This is a genomic window from Streptomyces sp. NPDC002018, from assembly GCF_042890865.1.
In the GTDB taxonomy this organism is placed as follows: Bacteria; Actinomycetota; Actinomycetes; order Streptomycetales; family Streptomycetaceae; genus Streptomyces.
In genome coordinates this window covers 263685-278311 of sequence record NZ_JBIASO010000001.1, presented here as the reverse complement: position 1 = coordinate 278311, position 14627 = coordinate 263685, and the positions used below count along the sequence as shown (strand labels likewise).

14 protein-coding genes are annotated in these 14627 nt (G+C 68.4%); 5 read left to right on the top strand and 9 right to left on the bottom strand.

The window, feature by feature from the left end:
• Positions 1–29 precede the first annotated feature (29 nt).
• The 4 genes from ACFYYH_RS01210 to ACFYYH_RS01195 all read right to left on the bottom strand — a co-directional run bounded on the left by ACFYYH_RS01210 (position 30) and on the right by ACFYYH_RS01195 (position 3114).
• Complete coding sequence (locus ACFYYH_RS01210) at positions 30–311, bottom strand: 2Fe-2S iron-sulfur cluster-binding protein (RefSeq protein ID WP_388544224.1); 282 nt, start codon at positions 309–311, stop codon at positions 30–32.
• A gap of 11 nt (positions 312–322) precedes the next feature.
• Positions 323–1318 carry an NAD(P)/FAD-dependent oxidoreductase gene (locus tag ACFYYH_RS01205; protein ID WP_388544222.1) on the bottom strand — a complete coding sequence of 332 codons (996 nt, stop codon included), beginning with the start codon at positions 1316–1318 and terminating at the stop codon, positions 323–325.
• A 244-nt stretch (positions 1319–1562) separates the two neighbouring features.
• Complete coding sequence (locus tag ACFYYH_RS01200; protein WP_388544219.1) at positions 1563–2684, bottom strand: ParB N-terminal domain-containing protein; 1122 nt, start codon at positions 2682–2684, stop codon at positions 1563–1565.
• 298 nt (positions 2685–2982) lie between these two features.
• Positions 2983–3114 (bottom strand): hypothetical protein, encoded by a 132-nt coding sequence (locus ACFYYH_RS01195; protein ID WP_388544216.1) that lies wholly within the window; start codon positions 3112–3114, stop codon positions 2983–2985.
• A 529-nt stretch (positions 3115–3643) separates the two neighbouring features.
• On the opposite strand from ACFYYH_RS01195, the gene ACFYYH_RS01190 reads away from it, so the two are divergent.
• Positions 3644–4780: a transposase gene (locus tag ACFYYH_RS01190; RefSeq protein WP_388544214.1), complete on the top strand. Its 1137-nt coding sequence runs from the start codon at positions 3644–3646 to the stop codon at positions 4778–4780.
• A 138-nt stretch (positions 4781–4918) separates the two neighbouring features.
• Here ACFYYH_RS01190 and ACFYYH_RS01185 read toward each other — a convergent pair whose 3' ends face one another.
• The 4 genes from ACFYYH_RS01185 to ACFYYH_RS01170 all read right to left on the bottom strand — a co-directional run bounded on the left by ACFYYH_RS01185 (position 4919) and on the right by ACFYYH_RS01170 (position 8472).
• Positions 4919–5500: a TetR family transcriptional regulator gene (locus tag ACFYYH_RS01185; RefSeq protein ID WP_388544212.1), complete on the bottom strand. Its 582-nt coding sequence runs from the start codon at positions 5498–5500 to the stop codon at positions 4919–4921.
• Positions 5501–5989: 489 nt separating this feature from the next.
• Positions 5990–6757 (bottom strand): SDR family NAD(P)-dependent oxidoreductase, encoded by a 768-nt coding sequence (locus tag ACFYYH_RS01180; RefSeq protein WP_388544210.1) that lies wholly within the window; start codon positions 6755–6757, stop codon positions 5990–5992.
• 225 nt (positions 6758–6982) lie between these two features.
• Positions 6983–7852 (bottom strand): NAD(P)H-binding protein, encoded by an 870-nt coding sequence (locus ACFYYH_RS01175; RefSeq protein ID WP_388544207.1) that lies wholly within the window; start codon positions 7850–7852, stop codon positions 6983–6985.
• Entirely contained in the window at positions 7849–8472 is a 624-nt protein-coding gene (locus ACFYYH_RS01170; RefSeq protein ID WP_388544205.1) for a ScbR family autoregulator-binding transcription factor, read from the bottom strand. Before ACFYYH_RS01170 ends, ACFYYH_RS01175 begins: the two co-directional genes overlap by 4 nt.
• Positions 8473–8564: 92 nt before the next feature.
• Here ACFYYH_RS01170 and ACFYYH_RS01165 point away from each other — a divergent pair, with 92 nt between their 5' ends.
• On the top strand, positions 8565–9542 hold the full coding sequence (locus tag ACFYYH_RS01165) for a ScbA/BarX family gamma-butyrolactone biosynthesis protein (protein WP_388544203.1): 978 nt from the start codon (positions 8565–8567) through the stop codon (positions 9540–9542).
• A 109-nt stretch (positions 9543–9651) separates the two neighbouring features.
• Positions 9652–9822, top strand: coding sequence for a hypothetical protein (locus ACFYYH_RS01160; RefSeq protein ID WP_388544200.1), 171 nt, complete (start codon positions 9652–9654; stop codon positions 9820–9822).
• Positions 9823–9839: 17 nt separating this feature from the next.
• Here ACFYYH_RS01160 and ACFYYH_RS01155 read toward each other — a convergent pair whose 3' ends face one another.
• The gene (locus ACFYYH_RS01155; protein WP_388544197.1) at positions 9840–10832 is read right to left on the bottom strand and encodes a LacI family DNA-binding transcriptional regulator; all 993 of its coding nucleotides are present in this window, start codon (positions 10830–10832) and stop codon (positions 9840–9842) included.
• 329 nt (positions 10833–11161) lie between these two features.
• Here ACFYYH_RS01155 and ACFYYH_RS01150 point away from each other — a divergent pair, with 329 nt between their 5' ends.
• Both ACFYYH_RS01150 and ACFYYH_RS01145 read left to right on the top strand, forming a co-directional pair.
• A complete protein-coding gene (locus tag ACFYYH_RS01150) occupies positions 11162–12883 on the top strand; it encodes a discoidin domain-containing protein (RefSeq protein ID WP_388544194.1) in 1722 nt (573 codons plus the stop codon).
• Between the two features lie 169 nt (positions 12884–13052).
• Positions 13053–14423, top strand: a complete 1371-nt coding sequence (locus ACFYYH_RS01145; RefSeq protein ID WP_388544191.1) for a DUF1996 domain-containing protein — start codon at positions 13053–13055, stop codon at positions 14421–14423.
• Positions 14424–14627 lie beyond the last annotated feature (204 nt).

The window sequence follows — 14627 nt, the reverse complement described above, 5'->3', positions numbered from 1 at the left end:
GGACGCTCGGACTCTCGGTGCGAGCGGTTTCAGATGTCGGCGACGCGAACGGTCGCGTCGCCCCGCAGCCGGCACTGGCAGGCCAGGCGGTGGGTGCCGCCGGTGCGGCCGAGGTCCTCCAGGAAGTCGAGCTCGTCGTGGTCGGGTTCGCCGAGGGAGTCAAGACCCTCGAGCACCTCGATGACGCACGCGCCGCACGATCCGGAACGGCATCCGAAGGGGATGGGCCGCTGCGGCGTCTCGTACTCGACTTCGGTGAGGGGAGATCCCGCCGGCAGCAGGATTTCGGTTCCCGCCGGAAGGATCGTCAATTTTTTCAGGTTCATGACAAGATCGCGGCATCGATGTCGGTGGAGTGCTCCGGTACGAGGCGCGATCCAGGGCGCAGCTCGACCGCCGCGTGATTCGCCGCGGTCGCCGCCTCGCCGAAGGCCACCGATATGAGCGGAACGCGGCCCTCGTAATGGCAGATGTCACCGACCGCGTACACTCCCGGCGCATTCGTCCGCATCGCTCCGTCGACCAGAATAAGGCGATGACTCATCTGGAGTCCCCAATCGGCGATCGGACCTAGGTTGGTAATGAATCCCAGCGCTCCGACGAGAACCTGCGCGGGCATCTTCAATTCCTGCTCATCGGCCCGGACCCACACTTCTTCCAGACGTTCGGTTCCTTTGCAGGCCGTCACCTGCGCGTCGGTCACCACTCGAATACCCGAGGAGTACATCTGCTTGACGCTGTGCTCGTGGGCGCGGAAGGACGAGCGCCGGTGGACGACCGTGACGGACCGTGCGATCGGCGCGAGGGCGAGGGCCCAGTCGACCGCGCTGTCGCCGCCGCCCACGATCACCACGTCACGGTCCCGGTGCTCGTCCGGACGCCGCACGTGATGTGTCACGCCACGCCCCTGATAGGGCCTCAGACAGGGCAGGGTACGCGGGACCGAACGGCCGAGCCCCGCCGCGATCACGACGGCTCCGGCACGCACCAGCCCGCCGTCCTCCAGCCGTATCACCCAGCCCCCGCCCTCTTCCCGCACCAGGGAGGTCGCTGTCCGGCCGAGCAGGAAACGCGGATGGAACGGCTCCACCTGGGTGATCAGACCGTCGACCAGTTCTCGGCCCCGTACGGCCGGATGACCGGCGACGTCATAGATCCGCTTCTCCGGGTACAAGGCCGCGACCTGTCCGCCCGGCTCCGGCAGCGCATCGACCAGCACGCTGGAAAGCCCTCGGAAGCCCGCGCAGCCGGCGGTGTACAGACCGGCCGGCCCTGCGCCGACCACAGCCACGTCCGCGCTCGTCTCCGCGTCGGTCATGGTCGTCTCCACTCGAACCCCTGCTTGGTCCATCCTGAACTCCAGATGTTTCTAGCGTTCGGCCGAAGAACTCTGCTGCCCAATTTCGAGAACCGGTCGTACGGGTGACGTGCAGCAACTCGTCTTCCTGCCGTTCGGCTTTTCCCCGCCGATGTCCGGCACTGCTGCCGCTGAACTGCTTCTCATCATTCAGGGGCTCTGATCCGCCGTCAAGAAATGGATTCGAAACTCCGCCCGCCGCTATTCACGGATCGCACGGTGCGGGGCCGCTTTCGGGCTGAGCCGGACGGGGCGGCCCGCTCACCCGCCCCGAGCGTCCCGGCTCCGGCGCGCTCTCCTGTTCGTCCGCGTCACCGACTGCCTGGTCCAGAGCGCTGGCGAACCGCTGCCACTCCCGGGCGTAGGAGCTGGCCAGGTCCGCGACGGCGACGGCGCAGTGCGGCGGCACCGCGGCCAGCAGTTGCTGCCCTGCTTCAAGATCGGGCGCTCGCTCGTGGAGCCAGCGCAGTAACGCCCGCCCGGACTGGGTGAATCTGAGGGACGGGTCCTTCGCCAGGGTCTCGATGTACCGGGCCCGACCGCGCCCTGCGCGGCGACTGGTCATCGGACTGCCCGCGCCGCCCGCGAGGGGCGGGTTCCGGACTTCGCGTGCGGTGCTCCGGTCCAGCGGCCTGAACTCCTGCTCGCCCTGCCGGATCCGCTGCCGGATCTCGCATGCCGTGCTGACCGACACCCCTGCGGCGGTGGCCGTCTCGTGGAGCGTGGCGGCCGGGTGCTCGGCGAGGAACGCACGGACTGCCTCCCGGCGTTGCGCCGCGTCGAGCGGACGAGAACGGCCGTCCGCCCCGACCCGGACCTTCGACTGTGGAACTTCCTCACTCGAAGCGCGGCGGACGGCGCCCACGGTCTTGGGCGACAGCCGGGTGATGCGCGCGATCGCCCGGTCCGACAGATCGGGGTGTTGGGTCAAGATCCGCCGGGCTGCGGCTTTTCTGTCCTTGAGGGTCAGTGGCAGACCATGGCTGACGTTGGCCGCCACGGAGTGGATGAACACCTCATTGGCCGGCCCGTCCAGATACCGGACCGGGATCATTTCCTCTCCTCGCAGCCGGGCGGCCCGGAGGCGATGCATCCCGTCGACCACGCGCCGGGTGTCCCGATGTACCAGTATCGGCTCGATGTCGCCCTGCGCGAGAACGTCGATGTGGTCCTGGCTCAGCCCTCCCAGACGCGGCGAGTCGGCATCCACCAGCGAGACGACGGGCGTCAGATGAACGTCGGCATACTCTGCCGCCGTCGTCGGGGCGGAATCCTGAGCCGCCGTCCGCGACCGGTCCGGCAGGCGCGTGGGGGGCGGGTTGTCCACAAGGTCTGAAGGAGGCACCGAAGATCTGCTTTCTGTCGGTTGTCTGCATGTGGAGGGCTGCAAGCACCGAGGAGAACGTCGTCGGGTCCGGTGAGCGTGATGCCCGGCGCAGGGGTGCCGTGCAGTGAAGGGCGGCGCAGTGGGTCTCGCGGCGAGCGAGGACTGTCATGGCGGGGTGGGGCATCGCCACGGACAGCGCGGACGCGCCTCGGCCGACGGCCTGACGGCTCGGTCCGCGGGGGCGGAGGTCCTGCCCGGGAGCCGCCCGGATATCGGCGGAACGGGCACGGCCGGTCCGTCAGTCCCCGGACGGCCGACAGGCGAGAATCAGTTCCTTGTACGGCTTCACCCGGCGTCGGCCTGCCCTCGCCGTACGGTCGAAGACAGGCTCGGCGGATGCTCCTGGTGTGGGCTCGTGCAGCAGTGCCATCGGGACTTCCTCCCAAGCGCCATACCGCTGTCCCCGATCGATGTGCGGCGGCCCTCACCGCCGGCTGCGGGGGATCAGCCGACGGCGAGGCCGATCCAAGCATAAAGAGTGCTATTTATGCGAGTCGGTGAAGCGGTGTGACGCCACTCGGCCAAGTCCGCCCGCACGAACCGTCCTGACCATGGTGAACCGGGACGAACTTGCGCAGCCGACCGCACCAGCCGACCGCACAGGCAGGGCAGGCACCGGCACGGCTCGGCGTACTTGTCCGGCTCGCCCGACCTCCCGCGCCGGATGACGAGGCGGCGCTGCCGCGCCGACACGGCCCGGTGCCGTACGCCCGCGTTTTCGAGCCACCCGCACCGTTGGACTTGCCCAAGTCGTCACGCGGCCCTCCCCCTCTAGCCATGGATAAAGAGCGCTATTTATGCTTGGCTCGGCCTCGCCGCCGGGGAATCCCCCGTCGTCGGCGGCGGGGCCGCGCACACAAGTCGGCGACAGCGGTACGTCGCGTGGGAGGGAGGTCCCGATGGCACTGCTGCACGAGCCGGCACCGAGAACCTTCCCCCCGGGCGTCCAGGGCCCTTGCCTCCGGTCGTTCGTCGAAACCGTCTTCGACCATCTGCCCCGAGCAGACCAGCGCAGGTGGGCCGAGCTGTACGTGAGGGCACTGCTGCGGACACCCGGCAAGAAGTCGTTGCGGCGGCTGGCGGAATCCGTCAGCGACTCGCCGACGGCCTCACAGGCTCTGCACCAGTTCGTGAACGCCAGCCCCTGGGACTGGACGGCGGCACGCCGGAATCTTCTGCGCCGGGTGGCGCCGACCGGCGAAGCGGTAACGGCCTGGACACTGGCACCCGCCTTCATACCCAAGCGCGGCGAGCACTCCGCCGGGGTTCACCGCAGGTTCGACCCGGTGCTGGGCCGACTGCAGAACTGCCAGCTCGGTCTGGTGATGCTGGCCACGGGCGAGCACGGCCCTCTGCCCGTCGACTGGAGCCTGTACATCCCTCGGACATGGGCGCGGGCACGGCGGTCGAAGGTGCGGGTGCCGGACGAGATCCGCGGTCCGCTGTGGTCCCAGGCGGCGGATCTCCTGCGACGCACCTCCTCGCTGTTTCCCGGCCGATGTGCTCCTGTCACGGCCGACCTGTCCTGGTTACCGGACCGCGAGGCCTTTCTCCATGACCTCACCCAGAGCGAACAGCCCTTCGTGGTGGAAGTCCCCGACACCGTGCGCGTCATACACGCGCCGTCCCCGTCGGCCGACTCGGCAGCGCTCACCGTGCACCAACTCCTCACGGGCCGTGGCAGCATGGCCGCAGAGGAACGGCAGGACGTCCTCACTCTCCCGGTGTCCCTGCCCAGTCCGTCGAGTGGACGCGTCCCGCTGCGGTTGTTCGTCCAGCACCGGCCGAACAACTCGGCACAGATCTGGCTGACGAACCTGGTCGACCGTCCGCTGCCCGACCTGCGCCCGCTGATGCGACAGCCGCGTCTGGCAGCGAGCGTGGTCAGCACCCTCCACGAGGACTTCGGGCTAGGGGACTTCGAAGGGCGGTCGTTCCCGGGCTGGCATCACCACACCACCCTGGTGTCCGCCGCGTTCGTCTACTTCCGGCTCCACGGTCGCCTACCCGTATCCCGCGACCGGCTGCGCGGGTGAGTGACGGGAGTGGCTGTCGCTCGGCGAAACGGGCGTCCGGCCCCACGTGAGAGTGCCGCCCCGGGGCATGGCCGCCGGTCGAGAGCGCGTCGCCCGATTGAGCAGCACGTGGCAGCACCACGTGGCAGCACGGCGTGCTCACGGCATGTCCGGTGCCAGACCGCCGAGCACGGCGCGCCAGATCTCCGCGAAATCGACAACCGTCGAGCCGCCCTCGGCTGCGGCCCTTCGGGAGTGTGCCGCCACTCCTTCCATCACGTACAGGATGAGATGCGCAGCAGTGGCCGGCCGCACGTCGGCGGCCAGGTCACCGGTGACGGAGGCCTCCTCCAGCAACCGCAGGACCTCCGCGCGGAAGGCACCGAGCCAGTCGGAGTGCACATGTCCCTCCCCGACCAGCCGCACAGCAGCCCGGGTGAGCACAGCGGTCTGCAGTGCCATGGCCACCCGGAGCGTGAGGGAGGAGAGGTCACGAAGGGGCCGACCGGTTGCGGAGCCCGCCGTGCAGAGGCGCTTCAGCTCGCCGGTGCCTTCCTCCACCACCGCCGACGCCAGTGCAGCCTTGGAGCGGAAGTGGAAGGTGATGGCCCCGAGCGTGACGTTCGCTTCCACACAGACGGAGTTGAGCGTCGTACCGTCGTATCCGTACTGGTCGAAGTGGCGCGCTGCTGCCAAGACGAGGTTCGCGCGGGTGTATGCGGCGCGTTCTCTGTTCTTCATGAAGATGCCTCAGGGGTCACAACGAATATGAGGGCGCGGGCCGGCCCACGGAAAACGGATGCGGTGGAGCCGGTCGGGCCGGTCGGACACCGGTCAGCGTCACGGCGGGCGGTTCCCTGAGGGTCTCCCACCGGGCCTGCCGTGACCTCCCCGGAGGGGGGCGTCGTGGAGCTGGGCGCGTGCTCCGGACCCCGCGCCGGCTTCCTGTCGCCCTTCGCCATGACGAGGCCTGCCAGGTCTCTCATGTACCGTCCCAGATTCGGCTGCCCGTGGCCGCGGGCGGAGCGGTCCCGCGGCTGCGGCTCGACGGGCGGTCCGACCTTATGGTGAGGGCCGGGTAACGGGCACGAGAACGAAGAGAACCCGGAGCGTTTCGAGCAAGTCCGCCGCTGCTGTGCGGCTGGGGCCTCCCGCCCGGATCGTGCTGGGCTCGCGTGCACCGGCACCGCGCCTCGCCGCGTTGCCGGCGGAGGATCGCCCGGACACGACCTAACGGGCCGTCCATCCCCCGTCGGCCGCGATGACCGCGCCCGTGGTGAACGACGAGCGGTCCGAGCACAGCCAGGCGGCCGTCTGAGCGATCTCCATGGGGTCGGCCAGGCGCTGTTGCATGGCGCGCTCGGTGAACGGCTTGAACAGTGCGGGCGTGTCGGAGAGCACTTGGTCCATCAGCTCGCTCCGGGTGCTGCCGACGGCGAGTGCGTTGACACGGATGCGCTGTTCCGCGTACTCGTCGGCCGCGGCCCTGCTCAGGCCGATGACGGCGTGCTTGGCGGCGATGTAGGGGGCAGCGGCGCCGGTCGCGCGAACCCCGGCGACACTGGAGGTGTTCACGATGGAGCCGCCGCCGTGTTCGAGCATCACGGCTATCTGTGCCCGCATCGCGTTCCACACGCCTCGGGCGTTGACATCCATGATGCGGTCGTACTCCGCGTCGTCCATCAGGTGCATCGGCGTACCGGTGGAGGTCCACCCCGCGTTGTTGAAGGCGGCGTCGAGCCGGCCGTACGTCCGCAGCGCTGTCTCCACAGCCGCGCGCATGTCCCCCGCGCGGGTCACGTCCGCCACCACGGCGGTGGCCTGCCCACCCGCTGCACCGATCCCGGCCACCAGCTCCAGCAGCCGGTCCTTTCGACGGGCGGTCAGGACGACGCAGGCACCCTCCCGGGCGAAGAGCTCCGCCGCCGCTGCGCCGATGCCGCTGCTCGCTCCCGTGATGAGGACCGTCTTGCCGGGCAACAGACCCTGTGAGGGCATGAGGCTCCTTAACGTGGACGCCGCACCACGCCTTCTGTTGGCGTAACAGGCCCGGGGATCCTGACTCGAAAGAGAAAGAATGGGCAAGCCACACATTGGTGATTTCCGGCCTGCCCGCAACGGAACCACGTCATTCCGGCCGCACCGTGGTGACAGCCCGGCCCCCGGTAACCTGGCTGCCGCCCGCGTCGGGCACGGCTCTTCACGGCACAGCGGCCGCCGCTCTCACTCGAAACTGTCCCTGTGGCCGGCCGCCCACTGGGCGAAGGTGGTCGCAGGCCTTCCGGTCAGCCGCCCGACCGTGTCCGTGGTGCGTGCCTTGGCGCCGGCCAGCTGCCGCTCGGCGCTTGCGATGAGAGCATCGGCCAGCACCGGTGAGTATCTGTGTGCGTAGGTGGCGTAGGCCTCCTCAGGGGAGAGCTCCCGGCATGTGACGGGGCGTCCGAGCAGCTCGGCCAGCACTGCCGTCTGTTCGTGGGCCGACAGCGACTGCGGACCGGTGACCTGATGGGAGCGGAAATGGTGCCTGGCATCACCCAGGACGCGCGCCGACACCTCTGCGACGTCCTCGGGCGCGACGCACGCGTTGCGGCTGTGAGGGTGCAACGCGTATGTGGTGCCGCTGCCACGGATGCTTGACGCCCACACCAGGGCATGTGACATGAACGACCGTGGCTGGATCATGGTCCAGGGGATGCCGCTCGACTTGATGCGGTCCTCGTTGGTGCGCTGCCACTCGGTGATCAGATCGTGCGCCGCGCTGTCGCGCACCGCCGCCGCGGAGAGTTTGACGATATGTCCCACCGACACCTTGACAGCCGCGCGCACGATGTTGCGGTCGTGTTCGGGCCGTGTGGGATCGTTCGTGACGATGAACAGGGCGTCGGCGCCTCGAAAGGCGACCACGAGGCTCTCCAGATCGCCGTAGTCGCAGGTGACGTGCCGGATGCCGGACCGCCGCACGGTGCGAGGGGGCGTGCGGCCGGCCAGGGTGAGGCGGTGGTGAGGCGCCAGGTGCCTCACCATCAACGAAGCGATCTGCCCGGTGGCCCCGGTGAGGACGATGTGCCGGGACGCGCCCGCTGTCACGGTCACTGGGCGGGGATACGTGTGGGGCCGACGTGGATGTCGTGCAGCATCGTTTCCGAGGCGATGCTGGGCAACAACAAGTCCCACATGTCGCAGACGCGTTCCATGAGGTCGGCGCGCTTGGTCGCGAGGTCCGAGTAGACCTGCATACCGGTGCAGGCGCCGACGACGAAGCGGGCCAGATGGTCGGGGTTGACCCCGTCGCGGAGTTCACCGCTGGACCGGGCCATGTCCAGGTGACTGCACATCAGCTTCCGCCATTCCTCGAAGGAGGTGGCGTCGTTCATGCCGTGGCTGCCCTGTTCGGTGGCGAGACGGACCCCCGCACGAAGGACCGGATCACGTTTCATGCGGTCCGCCCACACCAGGGTGATGTCCACCAGGCGCTGCAACCCCGTTGACGCGAGGCGGGGTTCTATCGTCTCCGGCTGAGCGTTCATCAGGGCTTCGGCCAGTCCTTGCTTGGAACCGAAGTGGAAGTAGAGAGCGCCGAGGGTGAGCCCCGCCCGTTCCACGATCTGGGTCACGGATGCCCGCTCGTAACCCGCCTCGTCGAAGACCTCGGCCGCCGCCAGCAGGACTCTTTGGCGCGTACGGGCAGCCTGCTCCGCCTTGGCAGTAGGCACTGGCGATCACTCCTCGACAGACATAGATAACGTACTTTATGTTTACCGTATCGCTGTTGAGCGGGCCATCGATACAGGGGGAGAGCATCGGCATGCCTCACTTACGCGGCTACGGAAGCAACAGACCACAGGCCATCGAGAAGGTTCCTCAAGAGCTCGTCCACAAGCACGCGGCCACCGAAGTGCTCCTCACCGGCTGGACCACTCACGGCGGCAACCGGCACACCGTCCGGGCCCGGTGGCCCCACTCCCACACCTTCTACCGGCCCCGCAACCGACGCTTCGACCCGTTGCTTTTCGTCGAGACCGTGCGCCAGACCTTCCCGCTGCTGTCCCACGTCGCCTACGGCGTACCCTTCGGCAGCCATCTGGTCTGGGACAGCTTCAGCTTCGAGGTCGAGCCACGGGCCATGCTCATCCCGCGGTCCCCGGCCGACGTCGTCCTGGAGATCACGTGCTCCGATGTCCGAATGAGGAAAGACTGCCTGGTCTCGATGACCATGCACGCGGACGTCCGCCTCAACGGCCGCCACGTCGGAGCCGCCAGCACCCGGTTCACCAACCACTCCCCGGCCGTATACCGCCGGCTGCGTGGTCAGTACGGCCTCGGAGCAAGGGACCGCCGGACCGTGCCGCTTCCCCCCGCCCTGCCGCCCGCCGCGGTCGGACACGTCCTGCCCGAGAATGTGGTCCTGGCCGAAGCGGAACACGCGGGCCGATGGCAGTTGCGCGCCGACCAGGACCACTCGGTGCTGTTCGACCACCCCGTCGACCACGCCTCTGGCATGCTTCTCCTGGAAGCGCTCCGTCAGGCTGCTCACGTGGTCTCCCCAGCCAGCGACAGCACGGTGACAGGGATGTCCGTCTCTTTCCAGGGCTGGGTGGAACTGGACGCCCCCGCCTGGGTCTCAGCCGCACCCCTGCGCCGCAACGCGTTGAAGGCTGTCGTAGAACAGAACAACAGGACCTGTCTGAGCGGCGAGGTCACCATCGAGACCGATGCGGCCCCGACCCTGGAACGGCCGTCCCCGATGCCGTCCCAGGGGTCCGGACTGTCGATGGTCACGTAAGGCCCGGCGGCCGACGTCAGGTGATTCCCCAGCCGAGATTCTCGGCGTGGATCCGCACCGGACCGTGACTTCGACGCGGTCGTGATCGGCGAACCCTCAGGGCACCCGTATGTCATGTGCCGAGCTCGCCCGCCTCGTCCGCTCTGTCAGCGACCTCGCCGCCGCCGTACGCCAGGCCGGGCGTGAGGACAAGGCGGAGATCTACCGCCCACTCGGTGTCACTCTCACCGACGACTCAAGGCCCTCCGCGACCGCACTTCGCGCCCTTTTGAGCGACTGAGGAGCGAGTTGTTCACATCAGGTCGATTCGCGGACCACAAGTTCATTCGGCATGATCACCGGGTCTGTGGGGCCACCGTTGATGAGGCCGAGGAGCAAGTGGACGGCGGCGGTTGCCTGGTTGGCCATCGGGCTGCGCACCGAGGTGAGCGCGGGGGTGGTGTAGGACGCGGCTTCTATGTCGTCGAAGCCGACCACGGCCACGTCTTCCGGGACGCGCCGGCCTGCTTGGCGGAGGGTACGCAGGGCTCCGATCGCCATCAGGTCGTTGGCCGCGAAGACGGCGTCGAGGTCGGGGTCGTCCTCCAGGAGCTGACGCATGGCTTCGGCGCCGGAGACCCGGGTGAAGTCGCCCAGGGCCACGATGGAACGGCGGCCTGTGTCGCGCAGTGTTCGGCGGTAGCCGTCAAGGCGTTCCCGGGCTTCGTGGAGTTCGAGTGGTCCGGTGATGGTGGCGATCCGGCGCCGGCCCCGTTCCAGCAGGTGACGTACGGCCAGCGCCGCCCCGCCGGTGTTGTCCAGGGCGACGTACGGGACGTCCTGTGCGGAGGTGCGGTTGAAGGAGACGAGAGGCAGGCCCTGACGGGCCAGCGCCGCCGGCAGTGGATCCGTGCCGTGCAGGGCAACGAGCAGTACGCCGTCCACGTGCCCGCCGGCGACGTACTGCTCCACTCTGGTCCGGCTCTGGTCCGATTCCGCGAGCATGAGCACAAGCCGTTTGCCCGCGGCCTCCAGTTCGCGGCTGACCGCGCGCACAACGGCGGAGAACAGGGGGTCGTCGGAGACGACTCCTTGAGGTGGGTCGGAGATGACCAGGGCGAGGGTGTCCGTGCGCCGCGTGACGAGATTGCGTGCCGCTCCGTTGGGCACGTAGCCGAGTTCGCGGACGGCCCGCATGACGACGTCCCGGATCTGCGGAGCAACGGTCGTCTCGCCGTTGATGACGCGGGAGACGCTCGATTTGGACACGCCCGCCCGGGCGGCGACCACTTCGAGAGTGGGGCGTTTCATGTCTGGCCGTCCCCCGTGCCGCCGCCCGGGTACGTGCGCGAGGAGGGTTTTCTCATCGAGGCGATCTCCGGCTCTGCGTCGTGGCAAGGACAGCAGCGTATCCGCAGGCGGGGCGGCACGAACTCGCCCACGTCATCATCCACCTTTGCAGTTTCTCGCAAGCGTTTGCCTTCTGCGGAGATACCCCGGGGATCGTTCCCTCGCCGTCCGACAACCCTTCTGTCGTCGATTTTTCTTAGTGGATAGGAGTCTTGACAGGTCCCTCCGCCCCCTCCATTCTCCCCTCAGGGAGCGCTCCCCCACCTCAAACCCCACTCGAGGAGTTGCACGTGCAAATTCTCGGCAAAAGGTTCATCCTCTTCTGGGCGATAGCCGCCTCGTTACTGGCCTTCGTCGCATTGCCCGCACCATCCGCCCAGGCAGCGGAGGTTCTGCTCTCTCAGGGCAAGCCCGCCACCGCCTCAAGCACCGAGGGAGCCTTCAACGCACCCGCCGCCGTCGACGGCGACTTGGGCACCCGGTGGTCCAGCGCGTTCACCGATCCGCAGTGGATACAGATCGACCTCGGAGCCGAAACCCGCATCAGCCGCGTCGCCCTCAACTGGGAGGCCGCGTACGGCAAAGCGTTCCGGATCGAGGTGTCGAACAACGCACAGGACTGGGCCCCCGTCCACGAGACCACCACGGCCACAGGGGGCGCTCAGAGCCTGGCCGTTGCCGGCACCGGCCGCTACGTACGGATGTACGGCACACAGCGCGGCACTCCGTACGGCTACTCGCTGTGGGAATTCCAGGTGTACGGCACCACCGGTTCCGGAGGGCCGGGCGATGCCGGCACGCTGCTCTCCTACGGCAGGACCGGCACGGCCTCCTCTTCCCAGAGCGACCAGAACTGCTGGGAGTGCACACCGGCCAGGGCATTCGACCGCGACCCGGCGTCGCGCTGGGCGACCAGCTCCACCACGGGATGGACCGATCCGGGCTGGATCTCCATCGATCTCGGCGCGACGGCCCAGATCGACAAAGTCGTCCTGCAGTGGGATCCGGCCTATGCCAAGTCGTTCCAGATCCAGGTCTCACCGAACGGACAGGACTGGACCCCCATCTACTCGACGACGTCCGGCACAGGCTTCAAACAGACGCTCACCGTCTCCGGCACCGGCCGCTATGTGCGCATGTACGGCACGGAGCGTGCCACCCCGTACGGCTACTCGCTGTGGGAATTCCAGGTGTACGGCAGCGGTGGCGCTCCGATACCGGCTCCGCCCTTGCCGAGCGACCCCGCGAACCCGCCGCGGCTGGTGTGGAGCGACGAGTTCGACGGTGCTGCGGGCAGCAGGCCCGACGCCTCGAAGTGGAGGGCCGATCCGGGGACGGGGCCGAACAACGAACTGGAGTACTACACCGATCACCGCAACGCCGCGCTGGACGGGGCCGGACACCTGGTGATGGAGGCGCGTAAGGAGGCCACGGCCGGATCGTCGTGCCCGCGTGACCCCCTGAGCGGCAGCACCACGTGCCAGTACACCTCGGCGCGGATGAACACCGGCGCGACGTTCCAGTTCACATACGGCCGGGTTGAAGCACGGATCAAGGTGCCGAAGGGCAACGGACTGTGGCCCGCGTTCTGGATGATGGGCGCCGACTTCCTGACCGGGCGGCCGTGGCCGTACAACGGCGAGATCGACATCGTGGAAGTCCTGGGCAAGGATGTGAAGACCGCGTATTCCACGGTCCACGCGCCCGCCTACAACGGCGGAGGCGGCATCGGTGCCCCCTACAAGCTGCCCGGGAACGCTGACTTCTCTGACGACTTCCACACCTGGACCGCCGACTGGAACAGCAGGGGCATCACCTACAGCCTCGACGGCCGGGTCGTCTTCTCTCTGGACAAGGACCAGGTGGAGCAGACCCGTGGACCGTGGATCTTCGACCACCCCCATTACATGATCCTCAACCTGGCGGTCGGAGGTGACTGGCCCGGCCCGACCGACTCCAGCACCCCGTTCCCGTCCAGGATGCTCGTCGATTACGTGCGGGTCTTCCAGTAAACACGCGCGAACACCTCCCCTCCCCCGGGCCGCGCCCGCCCGCTCCTGGGTGCGGCCCGGGACCTCCGGATCACGCGGCAGGCGCACCCCGCTCTCTGCCCTCTGGTCCTCACCTGCCGCCGCGGTCGAAGGATCCGGCGTTTCATCCCGACATCCCTGAGGAAGTGAGATGCGCAGATATCCCGCCCATCTGTACACGCTGTTGGTAGGAGCACTGGTGGTCGCGCTGGCCGCCGCCGTGAGCCTGACCGTGTCGACCCAGCAGGCGCAGGCCGCCACGGTCACCGTCCAGGCGGAGTCCTACGCCGCCCAGTCCGGCGTCGGCCTGGAGGCGACTGCGGACTCCGGAGGAGGAGAAAACGCGGCGTTCCTCGCCGACGGCGACTGGATGCGCTTCGACAACGTCAACCTTGGCGCCGCCAGCCGGCTGACCGTCTCCGCCCGGATCGCCTCCGCCGTCGGCTCGGGCACCATCGAACTGCGTACCACCAGCGCCACCGGGCCACTGCTCGCCGTCATACAGGTCGCGCCGACCGGCGGCTGGCAGAACTGGGCCACCCGCACCACCGACGTCACCACCTACCCCACCGGTGCGCAGACCGTGTTCGCCGTACTGCGCAGCACCGCACCCGGTGACTTCGTCAACATCAACTGGTTCTCCTTCGTCGGCGATGGAGACGGCCAGGCGGCAGGTTGGGTCCCCGTCGACCAGGTCAAGTGGAACGCCCAGGTGGCGCAGTTCCGCGCGATGACCCCGGCCACCGTACCCGCCGACGTGGTCCGAGTTCCTGAGTTCAACGCCACCTGCGACTACAGCCACTCCAAGCCGGACGACCCCATCGTCCTGCCCGGACTCGCCGGCGCGTCCCACATGCACAGCTTCTTCGGCAACAAGAGCACCGACGCGTTCTCCACCACCCAGTCGCTGCTGAACAACAAGGCCACCACCTGCGCACCCGCCGAGGACCTCTCGGCGTACTGGATCCCGACACTGTACGAGGGCAACAGGGCTGTCGAGCCCGAGAACATGATCGTCTACTACGGTTCCCGGCTGCCCGACCCCTCGGCGACACTGCCCTTCCCCGAGGGCTTCCGCATGATCGCGGGCGACGCCAGGGCGCAGACATCCACACCCGCGGGATCGCCGGGCCAGTACTGGTGCGCCGGCACGGGCGGCGAGATCGGCCGCAGCGCCGACGGCAACTGGCCGGTCTGTGCTCCGACCGCACACCTCACCCACCAGCTTGTCTTCCCCGACTGCTGGGACGGCAAGAACCTGGACAGCCCCGACCACAAGTCGCACGTCGCGTACACCTACGACGGCAAGTGCAGCGGCGCCTATCCCGTAGCCATCCCCAACCTCTCCTTCGTAGTCAGCTACCCGACCAACGGCAGCACGGCCGGCTTCCGGCTGGCCTCGGGCATGGCATCGTCCATCCACGGAGACTTCTTCAACGCGTGGGACAACGCCGCTCAGGGGCACCGTGTGAAGGACTGCATCACCCAGAAGGCCAAGTGCAACTCCGCCGGCACGTTCTGACCTGCGTCCGGCATGCGCCACAGCCATGGCGCTGCTGGTGGTCGGCTGCACTGCGCAGCCGACCACCGGCACCTCGCCAGGAGCGGACGCATCGCCGGCGTGGTGGTCGCCTCCTGATCACGCCCTCGCTGCCCGGAGGGGCCGTGAGACTCGCGCAGCGGCCGACACTGGACCGAATACTCCTGACACGCTCGACCCGGGCGG